14 protein-coding genes are annotated in these 17,464 nt (G+C 65.5%); 3 read left to right on the top strand and 11 right to left on the bottom strand.

Features of this window, described 5'->3' with window-relative positions; translation table 11 throughout:
- Nucleotides 1-142: 142 nt before the first annotated feature.
- The 9 genes from AC3WVS_RS16635 to AC3WVS_RS16595 form a co-directional block, all read right to left on the bottom strand.
- Nucleotides 143-580 (bottom strand): PAS domain-containing protein, encoded by a 438-nt coding sequence (locus AC3WVS_RS16635; RefSeq protein ID WP_492319551.1) that lies wholly within the window; start codon nucleotides 578-580, stop codon nucleotides 143-145.
- Between the two features lie 154 nt (nucleotides 581-734).
- Nucleotides 735-1,985, bottom strand: a complete 1,251-nt coding sequence (frc, locus tag AC3WVS_RS16630) for a formyl-CoA transferase (protein ID WP_035818898.1) — start codon at nucleotides 1,983-1,985, stop codon at nucleotides 735-737.
- Between the two features lie 42 nt (nucleotides 1,986-2,027).
- Nucleotides 2,028-3,767 (bottom strand): oxalyl-CoA decarboxylase, encoded by a 1,740-nt coding sequence (gene oxc, locus AC3WVS_RS16625; protein WP_492319550.1) that lies wholly within the window; start codon nucleotides 3,765-3,767, stop codon nucleotides 2,028-2,030.
- A 1,136-nt stretch (nucleotides 3,768-4,903) separates the two neighbouring features.
- A complete protein-coding gene (gene pntB, locus AC3WVS_RS16620) occupies nucleotides 4,904-6,301 on the bottom strand; it encodes a Re/Si-specific NAD(P)(+) transhydrogenase subunit beta (RefSeq protein ID WP_492319549.1) in 1,398 nt (465 codons plus the stop codon).
- Nucleotides 6,302-6,315: 14 nt separating this feature from the next.
- Entirely contained in the window at nucleotides 6,316-7,878 is a 1,563-nt protein-coding gene (locus AC3WVS_RS16615; protein ID WP_492319548.1) for a Re/Si-specific NAD(P)(+) transhydrogenase subunit alpha, read from the bottom strand.
- 37 nt (nucleotides 7,879-7,915) lie between these two features.
- A complete protein-coding gene (locus AC3WVS_RS16610) occupies nucleotides 7,916-8,698 on the bottom strand; it encodes a fumarylacetoacetate hydrolase family protein (RefSeq protein WP_010810220.1) in 783 nt (260 codons plus the stop codon).
- Between the two features lie 138 nt (nucleotides 8,699-8,836).
- A complete protein-coding gene (gene frc / locus AC3WVS_RS16605; RefSeq protein ID WP_010810221.1) occupies nucleotides 8,837-10,069 on the bottom strand; it encodes a formyl-CoA transferase in 1,233 nt (410 codons plus the stop codon).
- Nucleotides 10,070-10,428: 359 nt separating this feature from the next.
- A complete protein-coding gene (locus AC3WVS_RS16600) occupies nucleotides 10,429-11,148 on the bottom strand; it encodes a GntR family transcriptional regulator (protein WP_010810222.1) in 720 nt (239 codons plus the stop codon).
- A gap of 276 nt (nucleotides 11,149-11,424) precedes the next feature.
- Nucleotides 11,425-12,402: a 2-dehydropantoate 2-reductase gene (locus AC3WVS_RS16595; RefSeq protein WP_035818877.1), complete on the bottom strand. Its 978-nt coding sequence runs from the start codon at nucleotides 12,400-12,402 to the stop codon at nucleotides 11,425-11,427.
- A gap of 205 nt (nucleotides 12,403-12,607) precedes the next feature.
- Here AC3WVS_RS16595 and AC3WVS_RS16590 point away from each other — a divergent pair, with 205 nt between their 5' ends.
- The 3 genes from AC3WVS_RS16590 to AC3WVS_RS16580 all read left to right on the top strand — a co-directional run bounded on the left by AC3WVS_RS16590 (nucleotide 12,608) and on the right by AC3WVS_RS16580 (nucleotide 15,920).
- A complete protein-coding gene (locus AC3WVS_RS16590; RefSeq protein WP_492319547.1) occupies nucleotides 12,608-13,360 on the top strand; it encodes a TerC family protein in 753 nt (250 codons plus the stop codon).
- Between the two features lie 133 nt (nucleotides 13,361-13,493).
- The gene (locus AC3WVS_RS16585; protein ID WP_492319546.1) at nucleotides 13,494-15,107 is read left to right on the top strand and encodes an OpgD/OpgG family glucan biosynthesis protein; all 1,614 of its coding nucleotides are present in this window, start codon (nucleotides 13,494-13,496) and stop codon (nucleotides 15,105-15,107) included.
- A gap of 120 nt (nucleotides 15,108-15,227) precedes the next feature.
- Nucleotides 15,228-15,920 carry a GntR family transcriptional regulator gene (locus AC3WVS_RS16580; RefSeq protein WP_492319545.1) on the top strand — a complete coding sequence of 231 codons (693 nt, stop codon included), beginning with the start codon at nucleotides 15,228-15,230 and terminating at the stop codon, nucleotides 15,918-15,920.
- 24 nt (nucleotides 15,921-15,944) lie between these two features.
- On the opposite strand, the gene AC3WVS_RS16575 is transcribed toward AC3WVS_RS16580, so the two are convergent.
- Nucleotides 15,945-16,820: an EamA family transporter gene (locus tag AC3WVS_RS16575; protein ID WP_492319544.1), complete on the bottom strand. Its 876-nt coding sequence runs from the start codon at nucleotides 16,818-16,820 to the stop codon at nucleotides 15,945-15,947.
- Nucleotides 16,821-17,036: 216 nt separating this feature from the next.
- Nucleotides 17,037-17,222, bottom strand: coding sequence for a hypothetical protein (locus tag AC3WVS_RS16570; RefSeq protein WP_010810228.1), 186 nt, complete (start codon nucleotides 17,220-17,222; stop codon nucleotides 17,037-17,039).
- Nucleotides 17,223-17,464 lie beyond the last annotated feature (242 nt).

Below are 17,464 nucleotides of genomic sequence, written 5' to 3'. Positions count from 1 at the left end.
GGAAAAACTGGGGGGGAAAAACCACCTTTCGCGCCGCCCCCGGCCGGGGCCCCCGCGCAAACAGGAAACGGCCAGGACCAGGCCTGGCCACCGGGCCGACGCGCTGCGCGGCTGGCCCTGGATCACGGAAAAGGCACGCGCCTCAGGCCTGTTCCTTGACCTGGTTTTCCAGCTCCACCAGCCGCTTCTTCAGCGCCCGCTCCTCCTGGAAGCGCACGGTCTCGTCGCGGACCACGGCGACGATGCCGGTGATAGCGCCCGCATCATCCTTGAGCAGCGCCACGGTGAAGGCGATCGACATGGCCTTGCCGTCCTTGTCGACCGCGGGCACCTTGAGCAGATCGTGGCCGTAGCGCGTGATGCCGGTCGCCATGGTCTTGTCGTAGCCCTCCCAGTGCCGCCCGCGCAGGCGCTCAGGGATGATCAGGTCGAGCGACTTGCCCATGGCCTCGGCCTGGGTAAAGCCGAACATGCGCTCGGCCGCGGGATTCCATAGCGTGATGGCGCCCTTGGCGTCGGAGATGATGATGGCGTCGCTGATGGCGGACACCAGTTGCGCGTAATCGATCTGGTCTGTCATGGGGATTCCCTCGTTATTACCAGGGCCGGTCGGCGCCGGCCTGTCATGGCCATCAAGGTAGCGTGCCACATGGCCACGCTGCAAGCAAAAACGCCGGGGCCCGCTATGCGCGAGACCCCGGCGTACACTCCGGCACAAGTGCCGGCGGGCAGCGTCAGATCACCTGGGACTCGCGCAGGCGCTTGATGTCGTCCGCGCCGTAGCCCAGGCCGGCCAGCACCTCTTCGCTATGCTCGCCCAGCAGCGGCGACCCGGTGATCTCCGGCTTGAGGTCGGAGAACTTGATCGGGCTGCCCACCGTAAGGTAGGTGCCGCGCTCCTTGTGCGGCACCTCGGTGATGCTGCCGCTGGCTCGCAGCGACGGATCATCGGCGATTTCCTTCATCGACAGCACCGGCGAGCACGGGATGTCGAACTTGCGCAGGATGTCCACGGCCTCGTACTTGGTCTTGTCGGCGAGCCATTCCTCGATGGTGTTGAAGATATCGAAGATATGCGGCTGGCGAGCCTTGGCGGTGGCGTAGTTGGGATCGGAAATCCATTCCGGCTTGCCCAGCGCCTTGCAGATCGGCTCCCAGGCATGGCCCTGGATGGTGAAGTAGATATAGGCGTTGGGGTCGGTTTCCCAGCCCTTGCACTTCAGCACCCAGCCCGGCTGGCCGCCGCCGCCCGCGTTGCCGCCGCGCGGCACCACGTCGCTGAAGCTGCCGTGCGGATACTGCGGGTACTCTTCCAGGTAGCCCAGGCGGTCCAGGCGCTGCTGGTCGCGCAGCTTGACCCGGCACAGGTTCAGCACCGCATCCTGCATCGACACGGCCACCTTCTGGCCCTTGCCGGTCTTGTCGCGGCCGATCAGCGCGGTGAGGATGCCGATGGCCAGGTGCATGCCGGTGTTGGAATCGCCCAGCGCCGCGGCGGACACCGTCGGCGGGCCATCCCAGAAGCCGGTGGTCGAGGCCGCGCCGCCGGCGCACTGGGCCACGTTCTCATAGACCTTCAGGTCTTCATAGTGGTGGCCGTCGCTGAAGCCCTTGACCGAAGCCACGATCATCTTCGGGTTCAGTTCGTTGATGCGTTCCCACGAGAAGCCCATGCGGTCCAGCGCGCCCGGGCCGAAGTTCTCGACCAGCACGTCCGACTCGCGGATCAGCTGCTCCAGGATCTTCTTGCCGTCCGGCTTCTTGGTGTCCAGCGTCAGGCTGCGCTTGTTGCTGTTGAGCATGGTGAAGTACAGCGCATCGACATCCGGGATGTCGCGCAGCTGGGTGCGCGTCACGTCGCCGGAACCGGGGCGCTCGACCTTGATCACGTCCGCACCGAACCACGCGAGAAGCTGCGTGCAGGCGGGACCGGCCTGGACGTGCGTGAAGTCGATGATCTTGATGCCGTTGAGTGGGAGGTTCACTTTCGTTCTCCTATTGGATCAGAGGGGTGAAATTCGGGTGAATTACTTCTTGGCCGAGCTTTGCGGATTCAGATTGGTCAGACGACCGCTTTCCGTGCCGGCAGCCGGATCGATGACAGCGTTGACCAGCGTGGGCTTGCCCGAGCGCAGGGCTTCGTTCACCGCAGCCTCGAGTTCCGCCGGCGTGGTGACGTTGTGGCCGACGCCACCGAACGCTTCCATCATCTTGTCGTAGCGCGCGCCCGGGACGAACGTCGTGACCGCCGGATCCTTGCCGCCGGTCGGATTCACGTCGATGCCCTTGTAGACGCCGTTGTTGTTGAAGATGACGATGCAGACCGGCAGGTTGTAACGGCAGATCGTCTCGACTTCCATGCCCGAGAAACCGAACGCACTGTCGCCGCACAGCGCCAGCACCGGCTTGCCGGTCTCGACCGCCGCGGCGACCGCGTAGCCCATGCCCACGCCCATCACGCCCCAGGTGCCTACGTCCAGGCGCTTGCGCGGCTCGTACATGTCGATCACGGCACGGGCGTAGTCCAGCGTGTTGGCGCCTTCGTTGACGAACGAGATGCCCGGGTTGGCCTTGACCACATCCTTCAGCACGCTCAGCGCGCCGTGGAAGTTCATCGGCGAGACATCCCTGGACTTGGCCAGGGTCTCGGCCATCTTCGCCAGGTTCGTGTCCCTGCGGTCGGCCACCGCGTTCAGCCACTCGGCGCCCGGCTTGGCAAAGTCATTGCCGACCTTGTCGAGGATTGCCGACACGCACGAACCAATGTCACCCACTACCGGCGCGGCGATGGCGACGTTGCTGTCCATCTCGGTCGCCGCGATGTCGATCTGGATGAATTGCTTCGGCTTGCCCCAGGTCTTGCCCTTGCCGTGCGACAGCAGCCAGTTCAGGCGGGCGCCGACCAGCAACACCACGTCAGCTTCAGCCAGCACATACGAGCGTGCGGCCGAGGCCGATTGCGGATGCGTATCGGGCAGCAGGCCCTTGGCCATCGACATCGGCAGGTACGGAATGCCCGTCTTCTCGACCAGCGTGCGGATATCCGCTTCGGCGCGTGCGTACGCGGCACCCTTGCCCAGCAGGATCAGCGGGCGCTTGGCGCTCTTCAGCAGCGCGACAGCACGGTCGATCGAGTCCGGTGCAGGCAGTTGGCGCGGGGCCGGATCCACCACCTTGATCAGCGACTTGCGGCCCTTCTCGGCTTCCATCGACTGGCCCAGCAGCTTGGCCGGCAGGTCCAGGTACACACCGCCCGGACGGCCCGACACGGCGGCACGAATGGCACGCGCGATCCCGACACCAATGTCTTCAGCGTGCAGCACGCGGAAGGCAGCCTTGGCGTGCGGACGCGCGATGGCCAGCTGGTCCATCTCTTCGTAGTCCCCCTGCTGCAAATCGACGATCTCGCGCTCGCTCGAGCCGCTGATCAGGATCATCGGGAAGCAGTTGGTGGTCGCATGCGCCAGCGCCGTCAGCCCGTTCAGGAAGCCCGGCGCAGAAACGGTCAGGCAAACGCCCGGCTTTTGCGTGAGAAAGCCGGCAATCGCTGCTGCGTTGCCTGCGTTCTGCTCGTGACGGAAGCTGATGACGCGCATGCCGTTGGCCTGCGCCAGACGGGCCAGATCGGTGACCGGAATGCCGGGCAAGCCGTAGATGTTTTCGATGCCGTTCAGCTTCAGCGCGTCGATGACCAGATGAAAACCATCGGTTTGTGCCTGATGTTCTTCCGTGGCGTGACGCTGCAGTTCGTTTCCGACTTCTGCCATGGTTGATTCCTTCTATACAAATTGACTGGGGTTGGAATTCTTCTAATTCAGCGTGTCTTCCGCGTGGTGCTCCCGGCCCGCTTGGCTTCGACGACTTCGGACATGTCTTGGTCTCCTCGTTGAACTCTTTACGGGGCGGGGCACCCTCGCCTTCTCGCCCTTCGCTGTTGCTACCCGTATGCCTTGCGGCGCCCGATCGTTTCATTCGATCTTGATGACATACGGTATGTGATATATCAGAACGAAGCAAGAAGAATTTCCCCTAGATCTTCAAGTTTCGTCGATGCGGCGCAGCAATTTTGTAGGCAACTACCGCTAAATCAACCCAATTCCTGAAAGCACGCCATTTATGCGCAATCGGCACAGATTTCCGGGCCATGTCGAAACCTGGAAATCTAGTCGGAATTACGCATGAAGATATACTACATACCAAAATTCCAGCGACTTTATGGCCCTCTGGAACACGTTGCCGCGCACTGACGTCCTCCGCGAGCACCAGCGCACCCACTATGGGAATGTCCTGCCCCCACTCCGGAAGCCCGGCAGCCTACGCGAGGCTCCCCCTCTACTCTTCCGCCTACGCGGCGACATGCCAGCCAGGCACGCGCCGTCGGACACGCGCACTGCCTCGGCATGCCCGATGATAAAGCGCTTGCGCATGGGCGCCAGGAACACCTTGGCCAAGATCCCTGCCGCAATCGTCACCACCGCCGCCACCGAGAACACGGCTCCCCAGCCACCATGCGCCGACAGGACCGATGCCAGCGGCACCACCACAGTACCGCCTTGGCCGCCACCGCGCCCTTGGGCGCCTTGGGCTTCACCAGCAGCAGTGCCAGCACGAAAATGCACACGCCCTGCAAAATGCCGAAGGTCAGGAAGGCCTTTTCATAGCCCGAGCTGCATTGCGGCACATGAAGTCGTGGATTGATGCTACCTGAAGCTTAATTTGACTAGTCTTAAAGTTTTTTATCGTATCTATTCGTGATCGTTTATATATCGCGGAGCTGGCATGAATCGCCTGCCGGGCTTCCAAGATTGTCTATGGCTGGGCCCATCCAGACAACAAAAGCCACCGCCGCCCCGACCAACGCGGGGCGGCGGTGGCTTCGCGGCCGCCTGAACTGTTCAGCAACTCAGGCCGGCGCTTCCTCCAGTTGCCTCAGCAGGGCATCGACACTGCCCTTGGCGTCGCCGAACCACATCCGCGTGTTGTCCTTGTAGAACAACGGGTTGTCCACGCCCGCATAGCCGGCCGCCATGCTGCGCTTGGACACCACCACGGTGCGGGCCTTCCACACTTCCAGCACCGGCATGCCGGCAATGGGGCTGCCTGGGTCTTCCAGCGCACCGGGGTTGACGATGTCGTTGGCGCCCACCACCAGCACCACGTCGGCCTTCTCGAAGTCGTCGTTGATCTCTTCCATCTCCAGCACGATGTCGTACGGCACGCGCGCCTCGGCCAGCAGCACGTTCATGTGCCCGGGCAGGCGGCCCGCCACCGGGTGAATGCCGAAGCGCACGGTGACCCCCTGCGCCCGCAGCCGCCGCGCGATCTCGCTGATGGTGCCCTGCGCCTGCGCCACCGCCATGCCGTAGCCCGGCACGATGATCACGTCGCTGGCGTCCTTGAGCAGGTTGCCGACTTCCTCGCTGGACACCGGCAGCACCTCGCCCTGCTCCGTCGCCGCGCCCTGTGCCTGCACTGCGCCGAAGCCGCCCAGGATCACCGACAGGAACTTGCGGTTCATCGCCTTGCACATGATGTAGCTGAGGATGGCGCCGCTCGATCCCACCAGCGCGCCGGTGATGATCAGCAGGTCGTTGCCCAGCATGAAGCCGGTGGCCGCCGCGGCCCAGCCGGAGTAGCTGTTGAGCATCGACACCACCACCGGCATGTCGGCGCCGCCGATGGCCAGCACCAGGTGCGCGCCGACCAGCAGCGCAATCACCGTCATCGCCGCCAGCGGCACCAGCCCCTGCTGCGCGTCGGGCGCGCTCAGGAAGGCATAGCCCAGCCACACGCAAACCAGCAGCGCGATGGCATTCAAGGCATGCCGGCCCGGCAGCAACATCGGCTTACCGCCCATGGTGCCCTGCAGCTTCAGGAAGGCGATGATCGAGCCCGTGAACGTGACCGCGCCGATCAGGATGCCAAGGTAGGTTTCCACTTCATGGATGGCCTTCTCCGCGCCGGTGAGCGCATGGGTATCCAGGTAGTTGGCGTAGCCCACCAGCACCGCGGCCAGGCCGACGAAGCTGTGCAGCACCGCCACCAGTTGCGGCATCTGCGTCATTTCCACGCGCCTGGCCAGCAGGGCACCGGCGATGCCGCCCACCAGCATTGCGCCGATGATGATGGCGATGCCGTCCGGGCTGCCCGCCAGCACGGTGGTCAGCACCGCGATCACCATGCCAGCGATGCCCAGCAGGTTGCCGCGGCGCGCGGTGCCGGGGTGGCTCAGCCCGCTCAGGCTGAGGATGAAGAGCGCACTGGCGCCCAGGTAAGCGATATTGCTGATTCCGGATGGCATCCTTGTCTCCCCCTCTAGTCCCGCTGGAACATCTTGAGCATGCGCTGCGTCACCAGGAAGCCGCCGGCGATATTGATGGTGGCCAGCAGCACCGCGCTGCCGGCAATCACCGCCGTCACCAGCGACGGCTTGCCCAGCTGCACCAGCGCGCCCACCACGATGATCCCGCTGATGGCATTGGTCACGCTCATCAGCGGTGTATGCAGCGCGGCGGTGACGTTCCACACCACCTGGTAGCCGACAAAGATCGCCAGCACGAACACCGTGAAATGCGCCATGAAGGCCGGCGGCGCGACCGCGCCCAGGCCCAGCAGCGCCGCCGCCGCGATGGCCAGCGCGACCAGCGTCGCGCCGGTGCGGCTGCGCGGCGGCTCGGCCTCGGCCTGCACCGGCGGCGGCGCGGCCGGCGCCTGCTGCTGCGGGGTCGCCACCGTCAGCGGCGGCGGTGGCCAGGTCACCGTGCCCTGGTGCAGCACCGTGGCGCCGCGGATCATCTCGTCGTCCATGTCGACCACGAGCTGGCCGTCCTTGCCCGGCGTCAGCTCCGTCAGCAGGTGGCGGATATTGGTGCCATAGAGCTGGCTGGCCTGCGCCGCCATGCGGCTGGGCAGGTCGGTGTAGCCGATGATGGTGACGCCGTGCTGCCGCACCGCCTCGCCCGGCACGGTCAGCACGCAGTTGCCGCCCTGCTCAGCAGCCAGGTCGACCACCACGCTGCCGGCGCGCATCAGGCCCACCGTGCCGGCCTCGAGCAGCTTGGGCGCGGGCCTGCCCGGGATCAGCGCGGTGGTGATGATGATGTCGACCTCGCGCGCCTGTTCGGCAAAGAGACGCATCTCGGCTTCGATAAAAGCCGGGCTCATCTCCTTGGCATAGCCGCCGCTGCCGCTGCCGTCCTCTTCGATCTCGACGGTCAGGAACTCGGCGCCCAGGCTTTCGATCTGCTGGCGCACCACCGGTCGCGTATCGAAGGCGCGCACCACCGCACCCAGGCTGCGCGCCGCGCCGATCGCCGCCAGCCCCGCCACGCCCGCGCCGATCACCAGCACGCGCGCCGGCGGGATCTTGCCCGCTGCCGTGATCTGCCCGGCAAAGGGCCGCCCGAACGCATGCGCGGCTTCGATCACCGCGCGGTAGCCAGCCATATTGGCCATCGAGCTGAGCGCATCGAGTTTCTGCGCGCGCGAGATGCGCGGCACGCAGTCCATCGCCAGCACGGTTGCGCCGCGCTGCGTCAGCCGCTCCAGCATCGCCATTTGCTGCGCCGGCCAGACAAAGCCGATCAGCGTGGCATGCTTCTTCAGCAGCGCCGCCTCTTCCACGCCCAGGCTGGGATGGACCTGCGGCGGGCGCACCTTGATCACCACGTCGACCGAGGCCCACAGGCTGGCCGCGTCGACAATGGCCGCACCGGCGGCGCTGTAGTCAGCGTCGGAGAACGACGCTTCCTGGCCGGCGCCGCTCTCCACCACCACCTGATAGCCGAGCTTGAGCAGTTCCCTGACCGAGTCGGGCGTGGCGGCAACGCGCCGCTCGCCCGGGTGGACTTCGCGTGGCACACCGATCGTCATTGGCATGGCATTCACCGTTTTATGGAAGGAATCGGGCGCCGGCTCAGCCGCGCACGTGGTTGACCAGCGAGCCGATGCCCGCGATCGCCACCTCGACCACCGCACCGTCCTTCATCGATCCCACGCCGATCGAGGTGCCGCACGCAATCACGTCGCCGGGCATCAGCGTCAGGTCCTGCGAGATCCGGCTGACCTGTTCCTCGGGCGAGAAGATCATGTCCGACAGCGGGTAGTTCTGCCGCTCCACGCCATCGAGCCGCGTGATGACGCTGGCGGCCTTCCAGTTGAAGCCGCAGACAATGGCCGGGCCGATGCAGCCGAAGGTGTCGAAGCCCTTGGCGCGCGTCCACTGCGGGAAGTTGGGGTCGGCCGTGATCAGCTCGGCCGCGGTCACGTCGTTGACGACGGTATAACCGAAGATATGCGCGCCGGCCTCGGCCACCGACACATTGCGCGCCTTGCTGCCGATCACGATGCCCAGCTCGCCCTCATAGACGATCTTGCCGTCGTAGCTCTTGGGGCGCTGCACCGCATCGCCCGGCCCGGCCAGCGACGAGGCCGGCTTGAGCAGGAACAGCGGGTGCGTAGGCACGGGCTTTTCCAGCTTGCGCGCGAGTGCGTGGAAGTTGTTCCACAACGCCACCACCTTGCCCGGCGCACAGGGCGCGAGCAGCGTCAGCGACGCGCGCTCATGCACGGCGCCGGTAGGGGCGGGGTCGTTGAAACCGTCGCCGTCATATTCGACGACACGGTTGCCATCGGCTTCGTCGATGCGGCCATGGCCGATGCTGCCGTCAGCGCGGCGAAAGCGTATCCAGGTTTGCACAGCATGCTCCTTGCGCAGGCAAAGCGGGGCCCTGCCTGCTCCGATGTCGGTTGCAGGATCTTGGAAGAAATGGGATCGTGGGCGGCTCGCGCCCGGATTCGTCATTCCCGCACAGGCGGGAATGACGTCAGGCTTGCGTCATACCGCGCCGGCCAGCTTCATCGCGGCGATCTGCGCGGGCGAGCGCCCCAGCCACTCGAGAATCTCTTCGGTATGCTCGCCCAGCAGCGGCGAACGCTCGATCTCCACCGGCGATGCCGAGAGCGTGATCGGGCAGCCCAGCTGCACGTAGCTGCCGCGCTGCGGGTGCTCCAGCTCCTTCAGGTAGCCGCGCTGGTACAGCGACTCGTCCTCGATCAGGTCCTTCATCGACAGGATCGGGCCGCACGGCACATCGACCTCGTTGAGCGCCGCCATCACGTCGAACTTGCTGCGGCCACCGGTCCATTTCTCGATCACGGCGAAGCAGTCGGCCAGGTGCTTGAGGCGTGCTTCTGGCGTGGCGTAGTCCGGATTGGTGATCAGGTCCTCGCGCCCGCACAGGCGCATCAGCGGCTCCCAGCCTTGCGGCTGGATGATGACGTAGACATAGTCGTTGGGGCCGCCCGGCGCGCAGCGCAGCGCCGCGCCCGGCTGGCCGCCGCCCGAGGCATTGCCGGCGCGCGGCACGTGGTCGCCGAACTCTTCGTTCGGGTACTCGCGCAGCGGGCCGTTGGCCAGGCGCTGCTGGTCGCGCAGCTTGACGCGGCACAGGTTCAGCACCGCGTCCTGCATCGCCACTTCCACGCGCTGGCCGCGGCCGGTGTGCTCGCGCTGCAGCAGCGCGGCCAGGATGCCGACCACGCAATGCACGCCCGTGCCCGAATCACCGATCTGCGCGCCGGTGACAGTGGGCACGCCCTCGGCATCGCCCGTGGTGGAGGCCGAACCGCCCATGCACTGGGCCACGTTCTCATACGCCTTGCAGTCCGCGTACGGCCCCGGGCCGAAGCCCTTGATCGAGGCATAGACCAGCCGCGGGTTCAGGTCCTGCAGGTGGTCCCAGTCAAAGCCCGCGCGCTCGAGCACGCCCGGCCCGAAGTTCTCGATCAGCACGTCGCTGCGCTGGACCAGGTCTTCGAGCAGCGCCTTGCCTTCGGGCGTCTTCATGTTCAGCGTCAGGCTGCGCTTGTTGCTGTTGAGCATGGTGAAGTACAGGCTGTCGGCGTTGGGCACGTCGCGCAGCTGGCTGCGGGTGATGTCCCCGCGGCCGGGCATTTCCACCTTGATCACGTCCGCGCCCAGCCACGCCATCAGCTGCGTGGCCGAGGGGCCCGCCTGGACGTGGGTCATATCCAGGATGCGAACGCCTTGCAGTGCCTTGGTTTCCATTTCGGATGTCTCCTCGGACGATGGTTTCACTTGTATATGGTCTGTTCCTGGTGCTCGGCGCGTACTCGCTCGCGTCCGTTCCGGCCCTCTTGATGACATACGGTATGTGATATATCAGAAGAGAGCAAGAGGAGTTTGCCCGATGCAACACAAATTTCGACGATGCAATGCAGCAATCGACCTGTTTTGCTTGCCCGAAGTGGGAAACCCAGTCAAATCCCGAATCAGTCAGCCAGCATCTTTTTCACATTGATATATCACATACCACAACACGAAAAGCTCGCGCGTCATCCGGGAACGCACAAAAGCAAAACGGCGGACCAAGGTCCGCCGTTTTGCCGCCCTACCCCCGCCCGCCTTCAGTCGAGGAAGTCGCAGTGCCGTTCCACGTAGTCAGCCAGATCCAGCGAATGCTGCCGCACCAGCCGCTCGGCCAGCTCGGTATCGCGTTTCTCCAGCGCCTCGATGATGCGCAGGTGGTCCACGATCGAACGTGCCGCCCGGTCGCTCTGCGAGATCGTCATCTTCCGGATCGCGCGCACGTGGATAAAGATATTGCGGATCGTGTCCATGATGATCTGCGACTTGGACAGCTGCACGATCGCCTGGTGGAACGCGATATTGGCGTCCGAATACTCTTCGATATGCTCGGCCGGAGTGGAATCACGGAAGCTGTCGAACATGCTGCGCAGCTGCGCGATCTCGGCATCGGTGGCGTTCTCGGTGGCCAGCCGCGCGGCCATGCTTTCCAGCGCGGCCCACATCTGGATCATCTCCACGATCTCGCGCTTGGTCTTGCGCATGATGTAGATGCCGCGCCGGGGCACGGTGCGCAGGAAGCCCTCCTGCTCCAGCAGCGTCATGGCTTCGCGGATGGGTGTGCGGCTGACACCCATGGCCTCGCTCAGAACCCGCTCATCGAGGCGGATCTCGTCGCGCGACTGGTAGATGTCAGCGTCGGCGATGGCCTGGCGCAACATGGCGTAGGCCTGGTCGCGCAGGCTCGCGCCGGCATTGATCGGTTGCACGGACAAGGCCAGCCCGTTGGGCTGGACGATGGATTGGCTTTGCGCAGACATGAATGAGCTCGTGTGAGACCAGCGGCAGGGTGGCCGGAATGGCTGCCCCCCGCATTGCCGCACAGCTTAGCAAAAACGCCGGACCCATTACGAAAACGCATCAAACAATGCGTTGTTGTCATGCATCGGCACAGTAGCGGTGCGCGGTCTGTCGTATATGGTATATCACTATCGCCCTGCCTTTCTCGCTTCGCAAGCCCGGCTCACGCTATCTTGGCGCGCCTGGCGTGCGCCAGGGGATACCTGACCCGCGGTATCCCCTGTTCCCAGCCGCGCTCAGGCGGCCAGCTTGGCCATCGTGTCGCGCTGCTTGATCAGACCCAGCACGGCATCGCACATCGGCGTGGGCTGCGCAACCAGACGTCCCATTTCCTGCACCACGGTCAGCAGCGGGTCGATTTCCATGGCCCGCCCGGCCTCCAGGTCCTGCAGCATCGAGGTCTTGTGCGCGCCCACGGCACCGGCGCCGTCGATGCGCCGCTCCACGTCGACGCGGAATTTCACCCCGAAACGCTCGGCGATGCCTTGCGCCTCAACCATCATCTGGCGCGACAGCGCCCGCGTGGCCGGGTCGGCGGTGATGACGTCGAGCGTGGCATGCGTGAGCGCGCTGATCGGGTTGAAGCACAGGTTGCCCCACAGCTTGAGCCAGATCTCGTCGCGGATATTGTCGCGCACCGGGGCGTCCAGGTCGGCGGCCATCATCATTTCGCTGAGCCGGGTCACGCGCGCCGAGCGGCTGCCATCCGGCTCGCCCAGCGGAAACTTCTTGCCGTAGACATGCTTGATCACGCCGGGCGCAACGATCTCAGCCGCGGGATAGACCACGCAGCCGATCGCCCGCTCCGGCCCCAGGCCTTTCCATTGGCGCCCGCCGGGATCGACGCTTTCCAGCGTGCTGCCGGCCAGCTCGCCGCCATGCTTGTAGAAGTACCAGTACGGAATGCCGTTGACGCCGGTGACGACCGCGGTTTCCGGCCCCAGCAGCGGCTGCATCTGGTCCACCACGCCCGGCACGGAATGCGCCTTGAGGGTGATGAACACATAGTCCTGGTGTCCGAGCTCGCGCGGATCGCTGGTGCAGCGCACCTTGGCCACGCGCTCCTCGCCGTCGATCAGCAGCCTGACACCATGTTCCTGCATCGCCGCGAGATGGGGGCCACGCGCGACGAAGCTGACCTCCGCCCCCGCGCGCGCAAGCTGCGCCCCGACATAGCCGCCGATCGCGCCTGCGCCGTAGATACACACTTTCATTGCTGTCTCCTTGATGGCTCGATTTGGATCTTTTGATATATCACATACTATATTCCATCGAGGCACATGGCAACCGCGTCAAACAACCTTTATCTTTCCGGATCACACTGCGCGGGCAAGCGGCGCTGCGCTAACATGACGCCTGCATGTGCCCCGGGCGGACCACCGTCCGGCGCCAGCCTGGAACCTGACACCCGGAGCTCTCATGGAAGCGTCGTTGGCATTGCTGCAGGATCCCGCCGCGTGGGCGGCACTGGCCACGCTGGTGGCCATGGAAATCGTGCTGGGGATCGACAACCTGATCTTCATCTCGATCCTGACCAACAAGCTGCCTGAAGCCATGCGCGAGAAGGCGCGCAAGATCGGCATCAGCCTGGCGCTGGTGATGCGCCTGGGCCTGCTCGCCACCATCGCCTTCATCGTCAAGCTCACCGAGCCGGTGTTCACCATCCTGGGCCAGGGGCTGTCGTGGCGCGACATCATCCTGATCGCGGGCGGCGCCTTCCTGGTCTGGAAGGCCACGCGCGAAATCCACCACCACGTCACCGCCGCCGAAGAAGGCGAGGAAGGCGGCACGGCCAAGGCGGTGCAGAGCTTTGCCTCGGCCATCGGCCAGATCCTGGTGCTGGACCTGGTGTTCTCGATCGACAGCATCATCACCGCGGTCGGCATGACCGAGCATGTGCAGATCATGTTCGTGGCGGTGATCGCCGCGGTGATGGCGATGCTGTTCGCGGCCACGCCGCTGGCCAACTTCATCAACCGCAACCCGACCATCGTGATGCTGGCGCTGGCCTTCCTGATGATGATCGGCATGACGCTGATCGCGGAGGGCCTCGGCACCCATGTGCCCAAGGGCTATATCTATACGGCGATGGCGTTCTCGGCAGCGGTCGAGGGGCTGAACATGCTGGCGCGGCAACGGCGCCAGCGGCGCCGGGCCAGCGGGCAGGCCTGATGTGCGGCGGCGGCCGCTTGCAGCCGGGCTGCGGGCGGCCGCCTGTAACAGAGGGTGTCCGAACTTTTCGCTGACGGCGGCGTCTCTTACAGTTCTGCACAACCCCCGGACAATAAAAGGACGCTTTCGCCACATGATGAACCGCCGAACCCTGCTGGTCTCAGCCACTGCCTCCGCCGCGCTCGCCGCACTGGGCATTACCCCGTCGGTGCTGGCAGCCAGCCGGATCAAGCTCGGCGACGCCCAGCCATTCGGTTTCGACGCCCTGATCGAACGCGCCCGCGCGCTGGCCGGCAAGCCCTACGCGCCGCCGGCGTCGCCGCCCGCGGACGTGCTGTCCCGCATCGACTACGACGCCCACGGCAAGATCCGCTTCCGCACCGACGACGCGCTCTTTGCCAGTGGCCCCGGCCAGTTCCCGGCCACCTTCTTCCACCTCGGCACGTACTTCCGCACGCCGGTGCGCATGCACGTGATCGAACGCGCCAAGGGCGGCCCTGGCAAGACCCGCGAGATCGTCTACGACGACGCCTACTTCGACATGCCGGCCGACAGCCCCGCGCACAAGCTGCCGCCGGGCAGCGGCTTTGCCGGGTTCCGCTTCCAGGAAAGCCGCCTCGGCGACCAGAAGACACGCGACTGGCGCAAGAACGACTGGGTTGCCTTCCTCGGCGCGTCGTATTTCCGCGCCATCGGCGACCTGTACCAGTACGGGCTGTCCGCGCGCGGCATCGCCATCGACGTGGCCGAAGCCGGCAAGTCCGAGGAATTCCCGGCCTTCACCCATTTCTGGTTCGAGACCCCCGAGGGCAATGGCGATACCGTCACGGTCTATGCCCTGCTGGATGGCCCCAGCATCGCCGGCGCCTACCGCTTCGTCATGCAGCGTGGCAAGGCCGTGATCATGGATGTGGAGTGCGCGCTGTTCCTGCGCAAGGATGTGGGCCGGCTGGGGCTGGCGCCGCTGACCTCGATGTTCTGGTTCTCCGAAGGCATCAAGGGCACCGCCGTCGACTGGCGCCCGGAGGTGCATGATTCCGACGGCCTGGCGCTGTGGAACGGCGCCGGCGAGCATATCTGGCGCCCGTTGAACAACCCGCCGCAGACCACGGCCTCGGCGTTTTCCGACGATAACCCCAAGGGCTTCGGGTTGCTGCAGCGCGACCGCCTGTTCGACCACTACCAGGACGGCGTCAACTATGAGCGCCGCCCGAGCCTGTGGGTCGAGCCGCGCGACGGCTGGGGCGCCGGTTCGGTGCAACTGGTCGAGCTGCGCACCGATGACGAGATCCACGACAACATCGTCGCCATGTGGGTGCCCAAGGCCCCGGCCAAGGCCGGCAGCACCTACCGCCTGCGCTACCGGCTGCACTGGCAGGCCGACGAGCCCTTTCCGTCGCCGCTGGCGCGCTGCGTGGCCACGCGCCTGGGCAATGGCGGCCAGCCGGGCCAGCCGCGGCCCAAGGGCGTACGCAAGTTCATGGTCGAGTTCAAGGGCGCGCCGCTGGAGAAGCTGCCCTTCGGCGTCAAACCCGAGGCCGTGCTGACCGCCTCGCGCGGCACCTTCTCCTACGTCTTCACCGAGGCCGTTCCCAACGGTGTGCCGGGCCACTGGCGTGCCCAGTTCGACCTGACCGCCGACGGCAACCAGCCGGTCGATATCCGCCTGTTCCTGAGGATGAACGGCAAGCCGCTGTCCGAGACCTGGCTCTACCAATACCACCCGTTCCAGTCGCCGGCGGGCTAAGGCGCAAGGCACGGCCACGCGCCGGGCCCTTTACACCATATTGCGTCGCCGTGATGTCAGGCGCGCACGAGCGGGTATGATGGCTGGCTACGACAGTCCAACCGCATCAGCCAGCCTCACATGATTTCTCAAGAGTTCGCCGGCGCCGCCGAGAGTGGCCAGGCCGCATCGCTTCCGCGCTCAGAGCGCGCCTACCAGCAACTGCGCGCCGCCATCCAGGCCGGCCAGCTGTCCCCCGGCACGCGGCTGCGCGAGGTGGAACTGGCCGAATCCCTGGGCCTGTCGCGCACGCCGGTGCGTGAAGCGCTGTCGCGGCTGGAGTCCGAAGGGCTGGTCGTCAACGAGCCCAACCGCGGCATGATGGTCACCCAGCTCGACGCCAGCATGGTCAGCGAGCTGTACGTGATGCGCGAAGTGCTGGAAGGCACCGCCGCCGCGCTGGCCGCGCGCCACGCCACCGATGTGGAGATCTCGCTGCTGCGCGATATCGTCGAGCGCGACCTGGCGTTCGCCGACGACCCGGACCGGCTGGCGCAGAACAACCGCCTGTTCCACGAAACCCTGCACCGCTGCGCGCATAACCGCTACCTGCTGAAGAACCTGCGCTCGCTGCATGAGTCGATGGCGCTGCTGGGGCGCACTACGCTCTCAGTGCCGGGACGCGCGCGCAGCTCGTACGAGGAACATATCGCGCTGGTGGAGGCGCTCGAACAGCGCGACCCGGCGCTGGCGGAACAGATCGCACGCCGGCATATCCAGCAGGCCTACAAGGTGCGGCTGTCGCTCTGGATCCAGGAACAGTCGGGCAGTTGATCTGCCCGGCAGCAGCCGGCAGTATCAGGCCGCCTGGGCCCGCGCCGTGCGCAGCGTGCCCAGGCTGAGCACGGCCAGCGCCACCAGGATCAGCATCACCGCACCCAGCGTCTGCGGCGCGATCTGCTCGCCGCCCAGCCATGCACCCATCGCCAGCGCCACCGGCGGGTTCACATAGACATAGCTGGCCGACAGCGTCTGGCTGACCGTGGACACCAGGTACATATAGGCAGAAAACGCCACCAGCGACCCCGCCACCACCAGGTAGACCCAGGCCCAGCCGGCCTGCGCGCTGACCGATGCCGGCCACGGCTCCTGCCGCAGCGCCGACAGCACCATCAGCACCGCGCCGCCGATCAGCATCTCCGCGGCAAATGCCGCGGCACCCTGGGGCAGCTCCAGGCGGCGCGCCAGCTGCGAGCCGAACGACCAGCTCGCCACTGCCAGCATCAGCGCCACCACGCCCCCGGTACTGACGCGGAATTCCGCGCCCGCGGTCAGCACCAGGATGCCCAGGCTGCCGATCGCGATCGCCACGTACTCATACCATTTCGGCCGGTTGCCGAAGCAGGCACTCCAGACCAGCGCGAAGATCGGCATCGACCCGATCATCACCGTGGTGGCACCGGAAGAAATCGTCTGCTCGGCAATCGCGGTCAGGCCCATGCCGCCCACCAGCAGGAACAGCGCCGGCACCGCGCAGTTGCGCAACAGCCGCCACGACGGCATCGGCGTGCCCCGCCACGCCAGCCAGGCGGCCAGCAGCAGGCCCGCGCAAAGGAAGCGCGTGCCCATCATGAACAGCGGCGGAAAGCTCTCCAGCGTAAAGCGGATCGCCAGGTAGGTCGTGCCCCAGACCACATAGGTGATCAGCAGGCACAGCAGCACAAGCGGGGGCATGGTCGAAAAGGCGTATTGCGAAGGCATCCACGATAGCCCCCTGCCAGGCCCCGGCCAAACGAAAAGGTCTGGCAAGCCTTGCGAAAGTTATTCACAAAGCACGCAAAAACCGCGGGCAAAACAAAACCGGCCGCGTCTGCCCGGGCGGGCGCACGTATGGCCGGTTCTACAACGCAGCCCGCAACGGGCCGCAACTACTCTGCTGCAAACAACTCTTTAGCCGTTGGCGTAGACCACGTGGGCCTTGCGGGCCTGGGTCTGCAGGCGCTCGATCGCGCTCTGGACGAAGGCGATGGCGCGCTTCACGTCATGGGCGAAGCCCAGGCTTTGCGTACCGAGTTCACGGTCGATCAGTTCGCGTTCGAGTTGGTCAGTCAGCTTGATATCGGATTGGGTGTTCATGGCGTCCTTCCTTTCGGGATTACCCTCATGGGGTTTTCCCCGATTGTAGCAGAGGAATTGTCGCGCTGCAGCATTAGGTGAAAGTACGTATGTGGGAGAGCAACGGCTGGTGGCGTTGCCACTGAAATCTTGCCGGTCGGCCGCGTTATGCTTGAATCCATTCAGGGCAACGATGTGCTTTACCAATGCACAACAAGAGCACCTGGAATCACCCAACCTCCTATCCGAGACCGGTACCTGAG

The organism is Cupriavidus sp. CPT47-8839-RL05A (genome assembly GCF_058792255.1).
The sequence above is the reverse complement of the archived record's forward strand: the minus strand, read 5'-3'. Positions and strand labels throughout refer to the sequence as shown.